Source organism: Tatumella sp. JGM130, assembly GCF_018257525.1.
Lineage (GTDB): Bacteria > Pseudomonadota > Gammaproteobacteria > Enterobacterales > Enterobacteriaceae > Tatumella > Tatumella punctata.
On sequence record NZ_JAERJS010000047.1, the window covers coordinates 1 to 17,284 of the forward strand.

The 17,284-nt window shown below is 45.5% G+C and carries 12 protein-coding genes, 1 tRNA gene and 4 pseudogenes; 4 read left to right on the plus strand and 13 right to left on the minus strand.

Annotated elements, in window-relative coordinates; all coding sequences use genetic code 11:
* Positions 1 to 76: 76 nt before the first annotated feature.
* The 4 genes and pseudogenes from JK211_RS15590 to JK211_RS15610 all read right to left on the minus strand — a co-directional run.
* Positions 77 to 484: pseudogene (locus tag JK211_RS15590) on the minus strand (DUF4432 family protein); the annotation flags it as partial.
* Positions 485 to 757: 273 nt separating this feature from the next.
* A complete protein-coding gene (locus tag JK211_RS15595; RefSeq protein WP_212709546.1) occupies positions 758 to 1,168 on the minus strand; it encodes an ASCH domain-containing protein in 411 nt (136 codons plus the stop codon).
* A gap of 155 nt (positions 1,169 to 1,323) precedes the next feature.
* Positions 1,324 to 1,794, minus strand: a complete 471-nt coding sequence (locus JK211_RS15600) for a nuclear transport factor 2 family protein (RefSeq protein WP_212709557.1) — start codon at positions 1,792 to 1,794, stop codon at positions 1,324 to 1,326.
* 71 nt (positions 1,795 to 1,865) lie between these two features.
* Positions 1,866 to 2,225 (minus strand): annotated as a pseudogene (locus tag JK211_RS15610) (IS3 family transposase).
* A gap of 304 nt (positions 2,226 to 2,529) precedes the next feature.
* Between JK211_RS15610 and yefM the strand changes: the two are divergent.
* A complete protein-coding gene (gene yefM / locus JK211_RS15615; RefSeq protein ID WP_212709547.1) occupies positions 2,530 to 2,781 on the plus strand; it encodes a YoeB-YefM toxin-antitoxin system antitoxin YefM in 252 nt (83 codons plus the stop codon).
* Positions 2,778 to 3,032, plus strand: a complete 255-nt coding sequence (locus JK211_RS15620) for a Txe/YoeB family addiction module toxin (protein WP_212709548.1) — start codon at positions 2,778 to 2,780, stop codon at positions 3,030 to 3,032. Before yefM ends, JK211_RS15620 begins: the two co-directional genes overlap by 4 nt.
* A gap of 41 nt (positions 3,033 to 3,073) precedes the next feature.
* Here the strand turns inward: JK211_RS15620 and JK211_RS16950 are convergent.
* The 7 genes and pseudogenes from JK211_RS16950 to pgaA all read right to left on the minus strand — a co-directional run.
* Positions 3,074 to 3,220, minus strand: a pseudogene (locus JK211_RS16950) (Arm DNA-binding domain-containing protein); the annotation flags it as partial.
* A gap of 164 nt (positions 3,221 to 3,384) precedes the next feature.
* A tRNA-Arg gene (locus tag JK211_RS15625) sits at positions 3,385 to 3,459 on the minus strand.
* A gap of 251 nt (positions 3,460 to 3,710) precedes the next feature.
* Positions 3,711 to 4,067 (minus strand): hypothetical protein, encoded by a 357-nt coding sequence (locus JK211_RS15630; RefSeq protein WP_212709549.1) that lies wholly within the window; start codon positions 4,065 to 4,067, stop codon positions 3,711 to 3,713.
* A gap of 160 nt (positions 4,068 to 4,227) precedes the next feature.
* Positions 4,228 to 4,638, minus strand: coding sequence for a poly-beta-1,6-N-acetyl-D-glucosamine biosynthesis protein PgaD (gene pgaD, locus JK211_RS15635; protein WP_212711178.1), 411 nt, complete (start codon positions 4,636 to 4,638; stop codon positions 4,228 to 4,230).
* Positions 4,639 to 4,676: 38 nt separating this feature from the next.
* Entirely contained in the window at positions 4,677 to 6,005 is a 1,329-nt protein-coding gene (gene pgaC, locus JK211_RS15640; RefSeq protein WP_212709551.1) for a poly-beta-1,6-N-acetyl-D-glucosamine synthase, read from the minus strand.
* Complete coding sequence (gene pgaB, locus JK211_RS15645; protein WP_212709552.1) at positions 6,002 to 8,014, minus strand: poly-beta-1,6-N-acetyl-D-glucosamine N-deacetylase PgaB; 2,013 nt, start codon at positions 8,012 to 8,014, stop codon at positions 6,002 to 6,004. Before pgaB (JK211_RS15645) ends, pgaC begins: the two co-directional genes overlap by 4 nt.
* Positions 8,015 to 8,018: 4 nt before the next feature.
* The gene (gene pgaA, locus JK211_RS15650; RefSeq protein ID WP_212709553.1) at positions 8,019 to 10,427 is read right to left on the minus strand and encodes a poly-beta-1,6 N-acetyl-D-glucosamine export porin PgaA; all 2,409 of its coding nucleotides are present in this window, start codon (positions 10,425 to 10,427) and stop codon (positions 8,019 to 8,021) included.
* 476 nt (positions 10,428 to 10,903) lie between these two features.
* Here pgaA and pgaB (JK211_RS15655) point away from each other — a divergent pair, with 476 nt between their 5' ends.
* The gene (gene pgaB / locus JK211_RS15655; RefSeq protein WP_212709554.1) at positions 10,904 to 12,001 is read left to right on the plus strand and encodes a poly-beta-1,6-N-acetyl-D-glucosamine N-deacetylase PgaB; all 1,098 of its coding nucleotides are present in this window, start codon (positions 10,904 to 10,906) and stop codon (positions 11,999 to 12,001) included.
* A gap of 209 nt (positions 12,002 to 12,210) precedes the next feature.
* Here the strand turns inward: pgaB (JK211_RS15655) and cadA are convergent, their stop codons facing one another.
* The gene (gene cadA / locus JK211_RS15660; RefSeq protein ID WP_212709555.1) at positions 12,211 to 14,349 is read right to left on the minus strand and encodes a lysine decarboxylase; all 2,139 of its coding nucleotides are present in this window, start codon (positions 14,347 to 14,349) and stop codon (positions 12,211 to 12,213) included.
* 25 nt (positions 14,350 to 14,374) lie between these two features.
* Complete coding sequence (gene cadB / locus JK211_RS15665; RefSeq protein WP_212709556.1) at positions 14,375 to 15,676, minus strand: cadaverine/lysine antiporter; 1,302 nt, start codon at positions 15,674 to 15,676, stop codon at positions 14,375 to 14,377.
* A gap of 975 nt (positions 15,677 to 16,651) precedes the next feature.
* On the opposite strand from cadB, the pseudogene JK211_RS15670 reads away from it, so the two are divergent.
* Positions 16,652 to 17,194, plus strand: a pseudogene (locus tag JK211_RS15670) (ABC transporter substrate-binding protein); the annotation flags it as partial.
* Positions 17,195 to 17,284 lie beyond the last annotated feature (90 nt).

The following is a 17,284-nucleotide window of genomic DNA, read 5'->3' on the forward strand; positions in this document are numbered from 1 at the left end:
AACGCACAGAAATGGAAGCCACAAAAGTACCTCAAAAACACCATCATACACTAATCAATAAGTTGGTAGCATTACCGCCACAACGTACCATCATCTCATTAAATCCTTCCAGCCAGCCTAATCCGTTGCGACTTTCCAGATTAATATAGGCCGGGTTCACAACCTCCCCGACGGGTGAGTCCCAGCCCAAACGGATACCATCACCTTTCGCATAAAGCAGATCCATTCCCCGGCCCGGGCTTAAAGCAATAGTCAGCCCGGGCGAACTGGTAATGGTCAGTACCTTTGACCCTTCCTGTTTACCGCCATGCAGAACTTTTTGCTGAATGCTGAAATCAGTACCCGCCAGTTTCAGCTGCTGGCTGGTTATCTGCCAGTCGCCTTTTTCTGTATTACTTTCTGTATCTGTCAGCAGCCAACTCTGCGCCGATGCCTGTCCACAGATACCACCAATAACCATCAATGCCAGGACACTTTTTTTCATTTTTCCACCCTTCCGGCTGAATTGATTTAGCTTCAGAGAGGAAAGATTACAAAGTCACGCACAATAAAAGTGTGACAGTTATCACTGCCAATGGTTTCCGGATGCAGTTATGTGAATTACGCCACAATAAAACATTAAGAATAATTACACTGATAAGCTGCCGGGAGCTATAGCCTGAGGGGCATTGTAAGCCCTCAGGCAGGATGGTCTCTGTTTCAGCCGGGCACCTGAGCCGACGGCTTCAAAAACGTATGTTAAATGATCGCTTCCGGCTTATAGAACTTCAACCAGTTCAAACTCTTCTGCTACAAGTTCCATATCTTCTGAGTAACACCCCATTTCGGTAAAAAATCGTTTATGTTCAGATCTCCAGTACTCAAGGCTCAAATCTCCTTCGCCTTCTTTCCTGGCAAACTCTTCAGTGACGTCAGAAAAACGAACCAGGGATAGAGATGTTATTCGAATCACACAGACAGGCTGATCCTGACCATTGAGAATAATATTACAACTGCCAATTCCAGGAGGAGATATTTCTTTTTTATATGAGGCGAACGAGCCGCAAGAAGCTGTTTTTATTCCATTCTTAACGAGCCCGGCTAGTTGGTCGGCAAGCTCAGCACTGTCTCCTATTGACCATGTTTGTGCTTCCGGGTATTTCGCTTTTAACGCTTCAATCTGGCTCATTATCTGACACCTTATAGAAAGCGATCGGCCAGCCAGCGCCCTCAGGTTTAACCTTCGGTTATCGTCCAAAAACGTTGTAGATCAGCATGATGGACGTCCCATCCGGAATCAGGTAATAGATCGCTTTATGTTAAATGGTTATCTGCACGATACGGTTATAGTCCTAGCTCTGATAGCTCAGGATGATCATCAGGACGCCTGCCAAGAGGCCAGTGAAATTTTCTCTCTGACTCTTTTATTGGCATATCGTTGATACATGCATAGCGGTTAGTCATTAAACCATTATTATCAAATTCCCAATTTTCATTACCATAAGAGCGAAACCAGTTACCCGAATCATCGTGCCATTCGTAGGCATATCGTACGGAAATACGATACTCATTAAATGCCCATAATTCCTTAATAAGTCGGTATTCCAGTTCTTTATTCCATTTTCCGGAAAGGAAACGCCTGGCTTCTTCACGATTACTTACGAACTCTGTCCGGTTTCGCCATTTAGTATTCAATGAATATGCTAAAGACACCTTTTCAGCATCACGACTATTCCATCCATCTTCAGCAAGACGTACTTTCTGAATTGCGGATTCGAGAGTAAATGGCGGTACCGGCGTTCGTTTTTCGTCCACATTATCAGGCAAAATAATGGTCTCCTGTTATCAACCGTCTGTGATCCTACCCACGTAATGTGGACACAGCCCTAAGCGAGGTTTTCGTTTTCAAATTGTTCCGGGCTGAGGCCACCACGGGCACTGTAGCGACACCAGCAATTATAATCACATTCAATATAATTAAATACCACTGCACGCATCTCTTCGTCCCGCTCCGCCGGCTGGCGCTTCAGGCGGGCATTTTCGGCAGCCAGTTCATTCTCCCGTTCGGAAGAGGTTTTCTGCTGCTATATTTTGCTGCGCCAGACATAAAGCTGAGACTCATAAAAACTAAGTTCACGGGCAGCGGCAGCAACGCCGATGCGCTCTGCAAGTTTAAGGGTTTCGCGGTGAAATTCAGGATAATGCTGTTTACGTGGTTGCTTACTTACGGTTACTGATTTAGTCATGTGAGTCACCTCTGTCTGAGAGTTTACTCACTTAATCGCGTGTCCACTAATGAGATCATCTCACGGTCGATACGATCAATTTCAGTTCTGAGCTCTGACATGTTTGTGCACTGAGCGGCTTTTCCCTCGCTACTTTTCTCAATCATGGTAGTCCTGTTGAAATTTAGCTTAACGAGACTGATAAGCTGACACAGAGGCTTCGGTCATTGTGCGCACAATAGGGCGTTATGGTAAATACCGGTTTACTACTTATTGGTTTAATTGTACATTGAGTTGTACAATTGCACCAATAGGAGCATATGACATGAGAGCTATTAGCTACAGTGAAGCGCGGCAGAATCTTTCTGCCACAATGGTTAAGACCGTCGAAGACAGAGCCCCTGTTTTGATTACCCGGCAGAACGGTGAGTCGTGTGTTTTGATGTCACTTGAGGAATACAATTCACTCGAAGAAACTGCTTATTTACTGCGATCCCCAAAAAATGCCCGTCGGCTAATGGATTCAGTCGACAGCCTGAAAAGCGGCAATGGTGTAGAAAGAGGCATCATTGAGTGAAGCTGACGTGGTCTGAAGAGGCGTGGGAAGATTACCTTTACTGGCAAGATACAGATAAAAAAACAGTCAAAAAGATCAATGAACTGATCAAGGATGCCAGTAGAACTCCGTTTGAGGGGAAGGGTAAACCAGAGCCACTAAAGCACCATCTTGCTGGGTTTTGGTCGCGCAGGATAACGTCAGAACATCGATTTGTTTACGCTGTAAGCGATGATTCTCTGTTGATTGCATCCTGCCGCTACCATTATTGACTAATTTTCGAATATCTTTTATTACGTTATTTTTATAGGAGCCGAGACTTCATACGCCAGTATTTGGAACCTGTCGGGGATACTTCAAGATACAAGCCGCCACCGTCAGAGAGTTTGTAACTTTTCTCTTTGGGTTTGGCTGTTTTACAGGTTTGTGCTGAGAGTTTGTCGCGGACGTTTCTGTTCATTTTGGGGGCATATTTTACATCGAACCTGAAGTGCCCCGGATTATGCCCCATACATGCACTGGATTTCAATAGATGCAACTGGACGTCAGGATAACGAAAATCCTTTAATAATCAGGGCTTGACGGGGTTTTGTAGACTAGGGGAGATGTAGCTGGATGTCGATATGGTGTCCCCTGCAGGAATCGAACCTGCAACTAGCCCTTAGGAGGGGCTCGTTATATCCATTTAACTAAGGAGACCTTCACTCTGCACCGGATCAGCAGAGTACGACGGGACATATCCTACCGTAAACACTCAGGTTTTTACAAGTATTACCTGCCCTTTCACCGGAAACTTATGCGGTAAGTCTCAGGGATGATGCACCCTGTAAACCAGGGCCGGGCGGAAACGGGTCCGGCGGAACTCTGCCCCGCTATCTCTGCATCACTGTGCGTTCTGTTAATAAAACAGTCCCGCAGACCCGGGGCATAATGGATAGCTGTTTTACAGCTTAGCGTTTTGTAATCCGTTCAGGAATTTTCTCGCTGACATGCTCATCAGGCCTTTCTGATGTATCAGTCAGACGGGAATGAGATACCACCCCGCAGGCAGGTTTTGTGTTTATATGTCGAATTCCTTCAGCATAACCGCCGAAGGATACTGCTATAAACAACCAGCCATACCAGACTCTTTTCCTCACAGCGCCTCCGTTATTTAACAACCGCAGCCAGCAATGGTAGAGAGCATAACGTAATGAAGCGTATACACTGTTTAAAGTTGAGGTGATGTTTGTTTCAACAACCAGTAGTTTGTGCTGACCGCAACATAATGATAATTGCTGCGGATTCCTTGCTTTGACTTCTTTCACTGATTTTTCCCCCTGCTCACTCAGGGCGGATATCTTTTCTGGCAGCCGCGGGGGGACAAAGATACGGCTGAGCTTCAGGTACAGAAAAACACCATTGCCAGCGCTTCCCTCTGCTAACGCGGATAAGGGAAGCGCTGGCCACATCACCCTGCGGGATTGATTATTCCGTTACGGAATAAATCTGCCCTTCTGAATCATGGTGAACAACAGTTACTTTTTTCCGCTGGAGTTCGGCACCGATATCATCCTGCATATTAAAAGTCCCCCATAACTCATGACTGGTGAGGTCAGATTTTCGTGGTGAGGTTTTCCCCCGGTATCTGAAGTAATTATATTTCGCCCAGCCATAAAGCAATATTGCGAATATCACCATCAGAGAAAAGTATAAACATAGTGTCACGGTGGTTTCAGACCATGTGCCTTTGATAAAACTTAAGTTCTTATCGGTGATATTGTCATAAATACCGGAACCTATCAGGTACAGGAAACCGACCCAGGCGATAATGGTTAAAAAAACATCAAACGCCATACTAACAGGATCCTGCTGAGTTACTATCAAGTTATCTTTCATTTTCAACCAACAAATTTATTCAATATGTATTGAGGTAATTACTTCAGGTGCTTCTGAGCAATACCGCGATCCGGGCTTTCCCATCTGGCTCTTTTTCCCTTACGGCTGAGCATAACGTTGGGGAAACTCACCAGGGTAGTTAAGAAACTCAGCAGCCAATAAGCAATCGGGTACCAGATAACCCAGAACAATGATTTAAAAATATCAGATTCGTAGCGTCTCTCGATCATCAGGCTGACAGAAAACTGGATAATACACACCACCGCTAATAACAGGCCCGTAAAACCGGGCGGCATCAGCGAATCGACATACAGATTTTTTGGCATCTCTGTAAAGCGTCCGAGTACAAATAAAATGATACTCAGGAGGTACATATAGGTCCAGATTGTCGACAGAGCAAACTCCAGTAACAGGGTCCACATTCTGCGGTGCTGCCAGCGCCAGATACTGATGCAATTCTTCAGAAAAACTTCAGCGCCTCCCTTAGCCCAGCGCAGGCGTTGCTGCCATAAGCCTTTCAGAGTTTCCGGCATCAGGATCCAGCACAATGCTCTGGGCTCGTAAAAGATACTCCAGTTTTTCAACTGTAACTTCCAGCTGATATCAATATCTTCCGTTATCATATCGTCGCTCCAGTAACCCACATCGGCTAATGCCGTTCGACGAAATGCAGCAATCACACCGGAGACCGTGAATACATGACCATAAACCCGCTGTGCGCGTTTTATCAGACCGATAATTGAGGAAAACTCACCTACCTGTAAACGACCAATCAGCGTGGAACGGGTCCGGATCCTCGGATTTCCGGTGACCGCCCCTACCCCGGGAAAGTTAAGCAACGGGGCTGCCAGATAGGCAGCCGTATTACGGTCGAGGATGGCATCACCATCAATACAGACTAATAGTTCACTGTTCGCTGCAGCGGCCCCGGCTTTTAACGCAACGGCTTTCCCCTGATTTTTAGCCAGATGAATAACCCGCAGATTGTTATGTTCACTGGCCAGCTGGTTCAGTATTTCGCCGGTATCATCCTTTGACCCGTCATTAACAGCGATAACCTCAATATTGGTATAGTTCTGGTTTAATGCCGCCTGTATCGTTTCCCGGGCATTCGGGCCTTCGTTATAGCAGGGAATTAAAATAGAAATTAACGGATTACCGGGCAGTGTGATCTCACTGTCCTGACGCCAGAAGCGCTCTTTGTTGAACCAGAAATAGACCCCCCCGGCAATCCATATCCCGGCCATAAAAAGTGGCCAGTAAAAGACAAAGTTCAGCGCAACCTGGCCGGTAAATACCAGCACAAAACCGAGCGGGATACTTAAAACAACACAAAGAATTATTAAAGCGATTAATCTGTCAGTCATGGTAAAGGAAACCATTTGTTAGCAATTACTGGACGAATATTCTTTAAGGCCGGCTGATTTTCTAAAAAGTTATCCGGATAATATCCATAATTCTGTACCCCTGAGGCCTGCAGCAGTTTTATCCAGCCCACCAGCTCTGCATCGGGTACCGGCTGCGCCGGTTTTTTGCTCCAGTCCGTTGCCTGCAACTCAATAATGGTGCGGGACAGCGCTCCCGGCCTGGAACTGATGGTATCAACCAGCTTTCTGAGCCATGCCTGGCTGTTATCCGGGGTGACCCCTTCCATCAGTGGCATCGCCATCGGGACAGTCCAGTTATAATTGGACAGGAAATCATCAAGGTTCTGGGCAAACCAGTCTTCGCTGTCTGGCTGGAGGATAGGTAACGCATAGATGTTACGCGCTGATTTCACCTGAGGCCCGCGTATCGCTCTGACGCTCTGCATAAGAGAGTTAGTAAAGTCAATCAGAGTCCGGCTTTTTAAGCGTGTCCAGCGATGCATTAACTCCGGATTGCTGCGAATCTCCCTGACAGAATCCGGTAACCCCGCCTTTTTATAGGCTTGCAGGGCATCCGGCCCCGCATCTTCATAGTCAGTCAGAAAAGCATCGTCATGGAATAAAATACCGTCAAAGGTCGCATGAGCAGCAAGGTCCTCATAAATCTGCGTTATTTTTAGCCGGGCGTCAGCACTGAAAGGCGACAGACGCAGATACTGGTGAGGGTCCGGTACAGCCTTGTTCGTTTTCGGATCGTAAGTTAATACCTGCGGCGTATTTTTAATCTGAAAAGCCAGTACCGGCATCCAGGCAAATACTCTGGCATGGGCGCGGGTATTTAGCTGCCACGCAACATGGTTGAACAAATCAGCACGGGTCGGTAACCAGCGGTTGGGAAAATAGAGTGATTTAATATTACCATCACCATCCGGGTCAGCGAATGCCTGCAGAAAGACAGTGTCCACACCCAAATCAGCAATACGCTGAACCAGCACGTCAATATTATGATCCTGCTGCTTTTTGTCCGCGTCATACACATCATCCAGATCGACATGGACAATATGCTGAGTAATGGCTTCTCTGACACTGGATACTGACTGTGAGAAGGCCTGCAAACCAGGGTTCCCTGCTATCAGCATCCGGGGAATATTGTCATTATTTTTAACATCCGCTAATCCGTTGTCTAATGACATAAAATAGCGGTATCCCATTTTTTTAGCATTCGCGATGGTTTCACCATTCGCGGCACCATAAGGCCATACCCAGACGCGGGGTGATTTACCGGTGGTAGTTTTAATACGTTCGGTAATTTTTGCGATATCAATACTGACCCGCTGATTAAATTCAGCAGTTGTTTCATAACGCCCGGTTTTTTTATCGTAAATACGACTGGCGGCATAGGGTTCAGAGTTACCCTGCGGATTAGCAGTAATACCTTTATGCTCTGCATAGGTATGGGCGGCAATTTCCACCAATCCCGAGTCCGACATTTCCTTAATTTCAGACCAGTTCAGAAAATGTTCCCGCGGGGTAATTAATCCCCCGAAATTAACCGGCTGGCTGGCAGGGGTGCTCACCCATTCACCGACAGGCGCTAAAATTGCAGGCCAGTGATAGGCTTTAAGTAATGGGAATACCCGTTTATAAAAACTGCTGTAACCGTCATCAAATGTCAGCATAACGGCATTCGCCGGCAGATCTTTATGCCCGCTTTGCGCAGCCTGCACATCATTAATACTGATGACGTGATACCCGTTATTTTTAAGCCATGCAAACTGGTCATTTAACGCACTAAAACGTACTGCCAGAAATCGCTGATCAGCAGCGCCATCAGAGACATCATGATAAGCCAGTACCAGATATTTATTATGTGGCCAGGGCTTTCCTGACTGAAGCTGAACACGCTGTACCGGAGAAATAAACGACGACGGCTGATCAGCATAACTCTGGCTGCAATAGCTCAGAGCAACCAGGCTAAATAGCAGCCGGCTTAATATACGTAATAACATAGTTTTAAAACCTATAATCCATATCAAATGACAGTGACAAATCTTTTTCTCTGTCGCCGTCATAAGGTTGTTTACTCCAGTTAACGGAGGCACCAATTTCGAAGACTTTCGCGAGTTGTAATCGCTGCCCGTAGCTAATCGTTGTCATCAGGCGGGCCGGATAATTTTTTTCCCAGTAACGCCCGACGCCCACGGAAAAACTGTGACTCCATTGCGTGTCATAGTGGCGATAGAGAATATTCTCCAGGCTTAATGCCGGTAACAGGGTCAGGTCCCGCGCAGGACTGTAGTACGCCCCCCCCGGCTTACTGTTATAACCTGTGCTGACTGAAGGGGTGAAGTCCAGCCACCAGTATGCCTGGCTGTATAACCGCTGCTGTGCAGACACACTGTAATTCTGCCGGTTATTACCGTCAGAAAAATGTGTCCCGGAAATATCCAGCCGTACCTGCCGCCGCTCATTTTGCTGCCAGCGCACGTAACCGGCGGCCGTATTCCCCGAGATGCCATTTTTCATAGCTCGCAGGGGGGTACTGCTGCCCAGACGCTCGAACAGAGCACCGACACGCCAGTCATCATTAAAATCATGCCAGTCTGACAGCCGTACTCCCGCCTTACTGCCATGACCGTAATTATGATGACTGACATCAAACTGCAGCCAGTTATTACGATTGGTGAATTCGACCCCGGCCAGCTGTGAACGATCTATCCCGGTGCCTTCTTCAAAGCGGCTATTGGCATAACCCGCCCCCGTATAAACCCGCCAGTTTTCGGCAATCGGTGGCGTATATAAAACAGCCATCAGATTAAAGTCATGGGAGCCGGTCACCGGGCTGTCTGATTTAATGCCTTTATCGCCCTCAATACTTAACTCAGCTTTATTGCGGATATTCCGGTCATCGTTCAGTTGCTGAGCGGATTTATTTTCAGGCGCACGTTTAATTACATCATCAGCCAGCAGGCTGGCCTGGTGCCATTCCTGTAACGCAAGAGCGACCTGTCCCTGTTCTGTTTCGAGGTTAATACTGGACGGCTCGATACTCTCTGCCCGTTTTAGCCGGTATTCTGCTTTACGTGGCCAGTTTCTCTGATTATATAAGTCCGCAACATCCACAGCTAAAGACTGGTTACCCGGAGCGGTTTCCGATAATGCTTCGGCATGTTTTTGTGCTTCAGGCAGATTATTATTATTGCGTAACACCGTGACCAGCATACTCTGCACATCTGACCACTCTTCATTATTGGCGCGTGTCGGCAGCCCATACACAGGGATCTGATAAGGCGTTTTTTTACTCAGCTGTTCTGCAAACTGCTGTGCTTCACTGAGTTTTTCTGCTTCGGTCAGTGCGACAAAATAACTATTAACGTCATCACTGTTATTCATATCCAGAGTATTGCGCCAAAGACTCAGCGCTTTTTCCGGCTGACGCTGATAAAGATAAGCGGTTCCTGCCCAGTTCTCTGCATATCCCGGCACATCGCCGTGTTGGCGGAGCGATTCATACTCAGCAATCGCCTGCGCCATATCACTGCGAGCAACATAAGCCCCGATACGGTCAATACGGGCTCTGCGTATCACCGGCTGATTACCGGGTTGCTGCTGCCAGCGAGCAATATTTTGCTGATAGAACGACAGCGCTTTATCAGCAACCAGAAACCGTTCAGCTTCACTGCGGCCACTGACCAGGCTGTCACGCACCAGCTCGGCACCCTGCTGAAGCGCAACCGCCTGTTGCTCACTGATCGTCCCCGGTGCTGCCTGATAAACGTACCACTGACCACTGACAATACGCTGTTCAGCTAATGTTGAAATATAGGTGCTGCGAATCTCTTTATCTGACGGATCCAGGCTATACGCTTTGGTCGCTGCCTGCCATGCATTATCCGGCTGTCCTATCGCCCGATAAACATAGCTCAGGGTTAAATAGCTGCGGGCATCTTTTTTATCATTACAAAATTTCAATGCGCGGGTTAATGCCTGATCATTTCTTTTGGCATCCGCTAACGTCATTATGTATAGCTCACGTAAATCAGCATTGGCTGACGATGAACCCGCTCCGAGGCTTTCAAGCAGCGACAGGGATTGTGGCCATTGATGAAGATTACGGTAAGCCCGGGCAACCGCAATTTTCGCAGTCGCTGGCAGCGACTGCGTTTGCGGCTGTTGCCACAGTTGTACCACAAGCTTATCTTCTCCGGCCCAGCTTGCTACCTGTAACCAATCGGCACGTTCATTGAGCGTAAGCCAGCGTTGATTATTTTCTTTCGCCAGCCAGTTAAGTACTGGCTGATAATTCCCGGCCCGGGCCTGAATAATTAAAGAGTCATATTGCGTTTGCGCATAACCGCTTAGCGGGCATGACAACAGACAAGAAACCAGCAACAGTTTCGGTTTTAACGTAAAGATTTGCATATAATAAAAAATTTTTTATAACAAAAAATAATAATGATAAATATTATATCAAGAATTATTTATCATTCCAGAGGATTTGTTACCTGCTTCTCTGTATGAAGTAATTATTTTCCTCGTGATATAAACGGCAACTACCGTCAATCATGGTCTGCGGGAGGCCAGCGACAAGTTTTATGCTTCACGGCTGTTATGGAATCCGTTTTCAGTATTCTGAATATAAACAGTAAAGATTCTCATTAATCACCTTCAATAACCTTGTAATAACTAATGAAATAGATCATCCCTTGCCATCACGTATGAGAATTTTTTATTTATTAAAATTTTTATTATTTTTGTTCTGTGGCTGCCCTTACAAGAGACGTCTCTGACGACTGACAGTATATTGCTCTGCCAGCTGGCTTTTTATTTTCATTATTTATTAATTTAACCAGAGTCTGAAATGAATTTAATTCAGCCTGATAATTCCCGGAGAGGTTATGACCAATACAATGATTAACGATGATACAAACCTGCATATGGTCCATGTTGATCTTGATTATGTGTTTGATGATAATCAAAAACAGCAGGAAATTAATACTGAATTATTAATTCAGCGCGTTATTAACCTGAAGGTTAATACTGTTTTCCTGCAGGCTTTTGCCGATCCTGAGGGTAACGGAAATATTAAATCATTATATTTCCCGAATAGCCTGTTACCTGTACGTGCAGACCTGTTCAGTCAGGTGTGCAACGGGTTACGTCAGCGGGCGGGGGTAAATGTCTATGCCTGGATGCCGGTTCTCGCTTTCCAGCTGGAAGATATACCGAAAGTATTAACCTATAATCTGAAAAAAGATAACACCTTCACTGATAAGAATCAGTATTTGCGTCTTTCGCCTTTTAGCGCCGAAGCGGAGAGTAAAATTGTACAAATCTATCAGGACCTTGCCTCTGGTAATCTATTTGACGGTATTTTATTCCACGATGATGCATTTCTGACTGATTTCGAAGATGCCTGCCCGGAGGCCATACAAGCCTGTCAGAATGCAGGCTTATCACCGTCAATAAAAATTATCCGTGAAAATGCCGCGACCATGCAAACCTGGACGCGGTTAAAAAGCCAGGCACTGATTAAGCTCACCAATACACTGATGGCGCATGTGCGTGCAATCCGTGGTGATAACGTAAAATCAGCGCGTAATCTCTATGCTTTACCCGTCATCGAACCGGACAGTGAAACCTGGTTCGCGCAAAACCCGGATGACTTTTTGGAGAACTATGACTGGGTCGTTCCTATGGCAATGCCACTGATGGAGGGAGTATCACTTGCAGACAGTCAGGCATGGTTAACCAGCCTTGTCAGGAAAATTGCCGGCAGGGAGAATGCCCTTGAACGCACAATTATTGAATTACAGTCTGTCGACTGGAATACGTCACCGGATACTCCCGTAACGGACCAAACGATGACGGACTGGATTAAATTACTGCAACGTCTGGGGGTTAAAAATTATGGCTACTACCCTGATGATTTTTTTAATAACCAGCCCTCCGCGGAAAGTATCAGTTCGCTGATCAGCGAACCGGCATCAGATTAATTACCTATATCATCCATGGAACGACAGTTCCCGGTAAAATGTATTCTGTTATATCGCGTTGTGCTCTGGCAAAGGAATTAATCAGCACCGGATCTGCGGTCATTAATATAACGCTTCGCCTGAAGACAGATGCTATGACCGTATTTTATGAGAAATCATAAAATACGGCCTCGATATCGAGCAGTTACTACGGGGTGATTAAATCATGCTTAAGGCTGAGTCAGCACTTTCACCATATACTCTCCCTGGTCATTCCGATACACACCGTGAATATCTGTTTCAAAGCCGGGATAATGAGATCCTATTTCACACAGCATCTCCAGAAAACTCAGTACCGGACGGTTCTGCCCGGTAAGCTTTTCTCCGGGCATAATCAGCGGGACCCCGGGGGGATACGGCAGGATCATATTGGCACTTATTTTATCTGTCATTTCTGACAGCAGACATTCGCAGGTGTTGCCAAGGATTTCCTGTTGAAATGCACGATGAGGTGTCATCGCCATCTGCGGTAATGTTTCAAATGCCTCGTACATAAGTTCTGGCAATCTGTGTTTCACTATCAGTTTATGAATACCATGAGCCAGTGCCTGTATTCGCATATTTTTATAAAAAACAGGATCCTTCGAAAATAATTCAGGTAATACCTCATGCACCAGCGCATTTTTATCATAAAAATATTTAAATTCGCTCAGAGCCTTGAGCAGCGTTAATGATTTTGTTTTATCAACACCGAGACTGAATAAAAAAAGTAACGAGTAAGGACCCGTTTTCTCAACAATTATTCCATATTCACCCAGAAACCCGGCCACTACGGATGCCGGTATTCCCACGTCAGCGAGATTACCGTGCCTGTCCAGGCCCGGAGTTAATAATGTAATTTTTATCGGGTCAAGGGACATATGATCGTCATCGATATTTTTAAAACCATGCCAGTTATTAACCGAATTCAACGGCCAGCAACAGACTTCATCGATGTTATCGGGCTGCCATACATCAAAAAACCAGTCTTCTGATTCATTACCTAACCGGACGATTTCTTTCCGGAACGAGATGGCAAGATCAATCGTTTTTTCCATCAGTCTTACGCCCGCGGCACCTTTCATCATCGCTGCGGATATTTCGCAGGAAGCCACAATGCTGTAGAGGGGCGATGTTGAGGTATGCATCATATAGGCTTCGTTAAAAGTACTTTCATTAAAGTCCCCTTTCACATGGATCATTGAAGCCTGAGAAAAGGCAGCAAGTAATTTATGTGTGGATTGTGTTTCAAAAATCAGCTTACCACTGACCGGTTCGCCCCCCACGCCTGATTTATTCTGATAAACAGGATGAAACTGTGTATAAGGCACCCAGGCTGAATCAAAATGGATGGACTTCACCGGGAGTGTTTGTTTAATAAACTGCGTATTATAAAAAAGGCCATCATAGGTTGAGTTGGTAATGATTGCATGGCAAGGCCACTGCCCGATGCCTTGTGCTTTAAGCAGTGCTTCGATATGCTCATGACTGAATTCAGATTTTGGGATCCCGCCAAGAATACCATAAGCATTACGCGTTGGTTTAAGATAAACAGGTGTAATATCACTCATCATCATCAGATGTGTTATCGATTTATGGCAATTACGATCAACAAGTACGGTCCCTCCGGCATGACAGGAATACATACCTACCACTTTATTCGCCGTTGAAGTGCCATTTGTAATAATATAACTGCGATCAGCATTAAATACTGATGCAATATAATTTTCTGCCTCGCGATGCGGTCCGGAGTGATCGAGCAATGAGCCCAGTTCGTCCATAGAGACAGAAATATCTGAACGCATGGTATTCTCACCATAAAAATCATAAAATAATGCGCCGGCAGGACTTCTTTCGAAGGCCGTTCCGCCCATATGCCCTGGCGTACAGAAAGTATACTTTTCTTTTCCGACATAGCTGAACAGGGCTTTGGTAAATGGCGGAAGAATAGTCTCCCGGTACTCGTCAATGGCTTGCTGCATTTTGATGACAATATCAGGAATATGCGCGATAAGGTATTCGTGGAAACGCAGGTTGATAGTTAACTGACTGAGCTTTATTTCAAATCCATGATTCTTACTGACGAAAACAAAATTGGGTACCCGGGAATTTATCTGACTGATTTTCTGGCAAATTGCCAAATCATGCCGGTCCCAGTCAAAGATAACACCGCAGAGCCTGGCATTATTTTCAATGGATGAAATCATATCCTGCTCATCATCATAAATATCCGTATTAAACCCAATACTATTTAACTCATCTGCGATAGAAAGCATTACTTTACTTTTATAAGACTCATCAGAGTCATTTAAAATGGCTATATAATTCATTTCGTATCTCTCTTCAAAAAGAATATCAGACGGATTTATTCTTACTGATTTTTTCAGCGTAGAACATAAATATAATCAGGCTGGTAATAAATGTACCTGCCAGTATAAAAGAGTCAGATCCTAACATGGCGATAAAGCAGAACAGGCTCCCCAACAAGGCGGTAATAAAACTGAGCAGATTCTTAATATTAATACCATCCATCCGGATCAGATCGATACAAGAATAAAAGTAAGGCAGCATTGTGAGTAATACAGCAATGCTGATTAAGTCACCGAATACCGAGGATGTTTTACCACCATGCATATTCATGACAGTGACAACCACCAGCAGAACTGTCATTTGTAGTGCAGCAAGTAACAATCCTTTTGCAGGGACCCCCTGGCGGTTCATTTGGCCATAAATTGCGGGGAAATTACCGTCATGTGCTGCCCGGGCCCCGGCCTGACCGACCAGCATCATCCAGGAACCCAGAGAAGTAAGACAGGCTATTGCGGTAAAAGCAGAAACAACCGGCCCGGCCCAGTTACCAGCCATGGTTGACGCCGTTACTGAAAAAGGTGCGCCGGAAGCCGCCATTAGCGATGCAGGATACATTCCCGCGATAACCTGAGTCGCGGCCACATACACAATCCCGGCCAGCAAGGTACCTGCAATCGTCGCCACCGGAATATTACGTTTAGGATTTTTCACCAGGCCGGCACTGACAGAAGCAGACTCCACGCCGATAAACGCCCACAGGCATAATAATGTGCTATTCAGTACTGCCTGATAGTCTGTATGGGACGAGACATTCCAGTTTGCCTTGTAAATATCTATACTGAACCAGTGCCATCCGAATATTGCGGTCCCGACTACCGGGATTAAAATAAGCGTGACACCGAGCGTTGTAAGCTTACTTATCCATGAACCGCCGAGCATATTTATAAAAGTAAATACCCAGATAATCACCAGTGAGGCGATACCCGCCGGAACAGGTTTATTCAGTTGCGGGAAAAAAGTAGACAGATACGAAACCGCAGTAATTGAAATGGCAAGGTTGCCAATCCAGTTTGCATGGTAATAAAGTACTCCGGTCTGGAAACCGAGATCTTTACTGACTTCTCCGGCATAAGCAATAGGTCCGCCCTCTTGCGGGTCTTTTGTTGCCAGCCGGGCATAAACATAAGCAAGGGACATTGCACCAAGCAGTGCGATCCCCCAGCCAAAAATAGATACAGCACCAACAGATGCCAGATTAGCAGGTAATAACGCAATCCCACTGCCCATCATATTTCCCGCAACAATACCAATGCAGGCTATTAAACCAATCTGTTTAATTTCAGCCACAATAATACCCTCATAAAATAATTACAGAGTTATCCGGAGACAGAGGCAGGATGATTAGTAATTACCCTTCCTGATAATTATATTTAAATATAGTTTATGGTTCTGCTGATGCAAATACTTTACAATAATAAAGATTACATTATCTTTGTTGTTTAACTTGTTGCTTTTTAAATCATTACATCAAAAAAACGACGGCGAGAATAAATAACAACACAGACTGTAACGGAAAAAACGGAAATTATCACTCACGGTTACTATATATTCTCGACGGAGGCTTTATCGGTTATCAGTGATACCATGAAAAACAGTGTGATATTAAATGTTAAGTATGGAGACAGAGAAAAAGCAGTTGTTAACCGGCAGGCATTTAACCATTGGGTTAGCCGCCTTCAGAGTTTCTCGTGATGCAGACAGCTACGGGGTCACCGTTCAGCGTGGCACACTGGCTGGTGATCTGACTTAATTCGCGCCCCGTCCCGGAAGTCACCAAAACAGGTCACCATTATGGTGAGCTTGTGCCTTTATGGTGCATTTCATTCCTTTTATTAATAACCCGCCTGACAATATAAGTTTAATTTCTGAACATCATCTGTTAAACCGCGGTTTATGACAGCTTTACTTGCCTGGTAACAGACCTCAAAACGAATTAACTTCCGGTTATCACAATAACTTCTGGCATAGATAATGCATAAGATAGTTTTTTATTATGATAATTCAGTCAGAGCACGGATTATGTTTCATTTTATGAATCATAAACAGGAGATGGCAGAAAATAAAAAGTTCCTGTACCGGTGCAACAGACTTAATTTTAAATAAAAAATACAGGCAGGATAACCAGGAAAATAACAGGCCCGGAAACAGACTAAGGGCCGGTCTGCGGTTTTCCCATAGCAAACACAATCCGCAATGATGGAGCTTCGTAAAATGAAATTTTCTCCCGATAAAAAAATACTCGCCGCGGGGATTATTGTTGCCATGAGTCAGCTGGCATTAATCCGGGCACAGGCCGCTGATGTCCCGCAAGGGGTGACACTGGCTGCAAAACAGGAAATTGTCCGCGGTAACGGGGGAGAGGTTCAGTCACTGGACCCCCATAAGATTGAAGGTTCTCCTGAGTCTTATGTCAGCTATGACCTGCTGGAAGGTCTGGCAATCGTCAATCCACAAGGCAAGGTTGTCCCGGCAGTCGCAGAAAGCTGGGAAAACAAAGACGGTAAGATCTGGACCTTTCATCTGAGAAAGAATGCCCGCTGGTCAAACGGAGAGCCCGTCACCGCTCAGGATTTTGTCTATAGCTGGCGCAGACTGGTGGATCCTAAAACCGCGTCTCCTTATGCCAGTTATCTGCAATACGGCCATGTGGTAAATGTCGATGATATTGTGGCCGGTAAAAAAAATCCGGATCAGTTAGGAGTAAAAGCACTGGATGACCATACCCTGCAGGTCACCCTGACAAAATCCGTGCCTTTTTTCGACCAGTTACTGGTCTACCCCGCACTGTCACCGGTTTATCCGCCGGTAGTGGAAAAATATGGTTCATCGCGTTTTACCGGGGAACGCTGCTTTTATCTTCAGGAAGAAGTATTCATTATCCCGGTATCCATATGC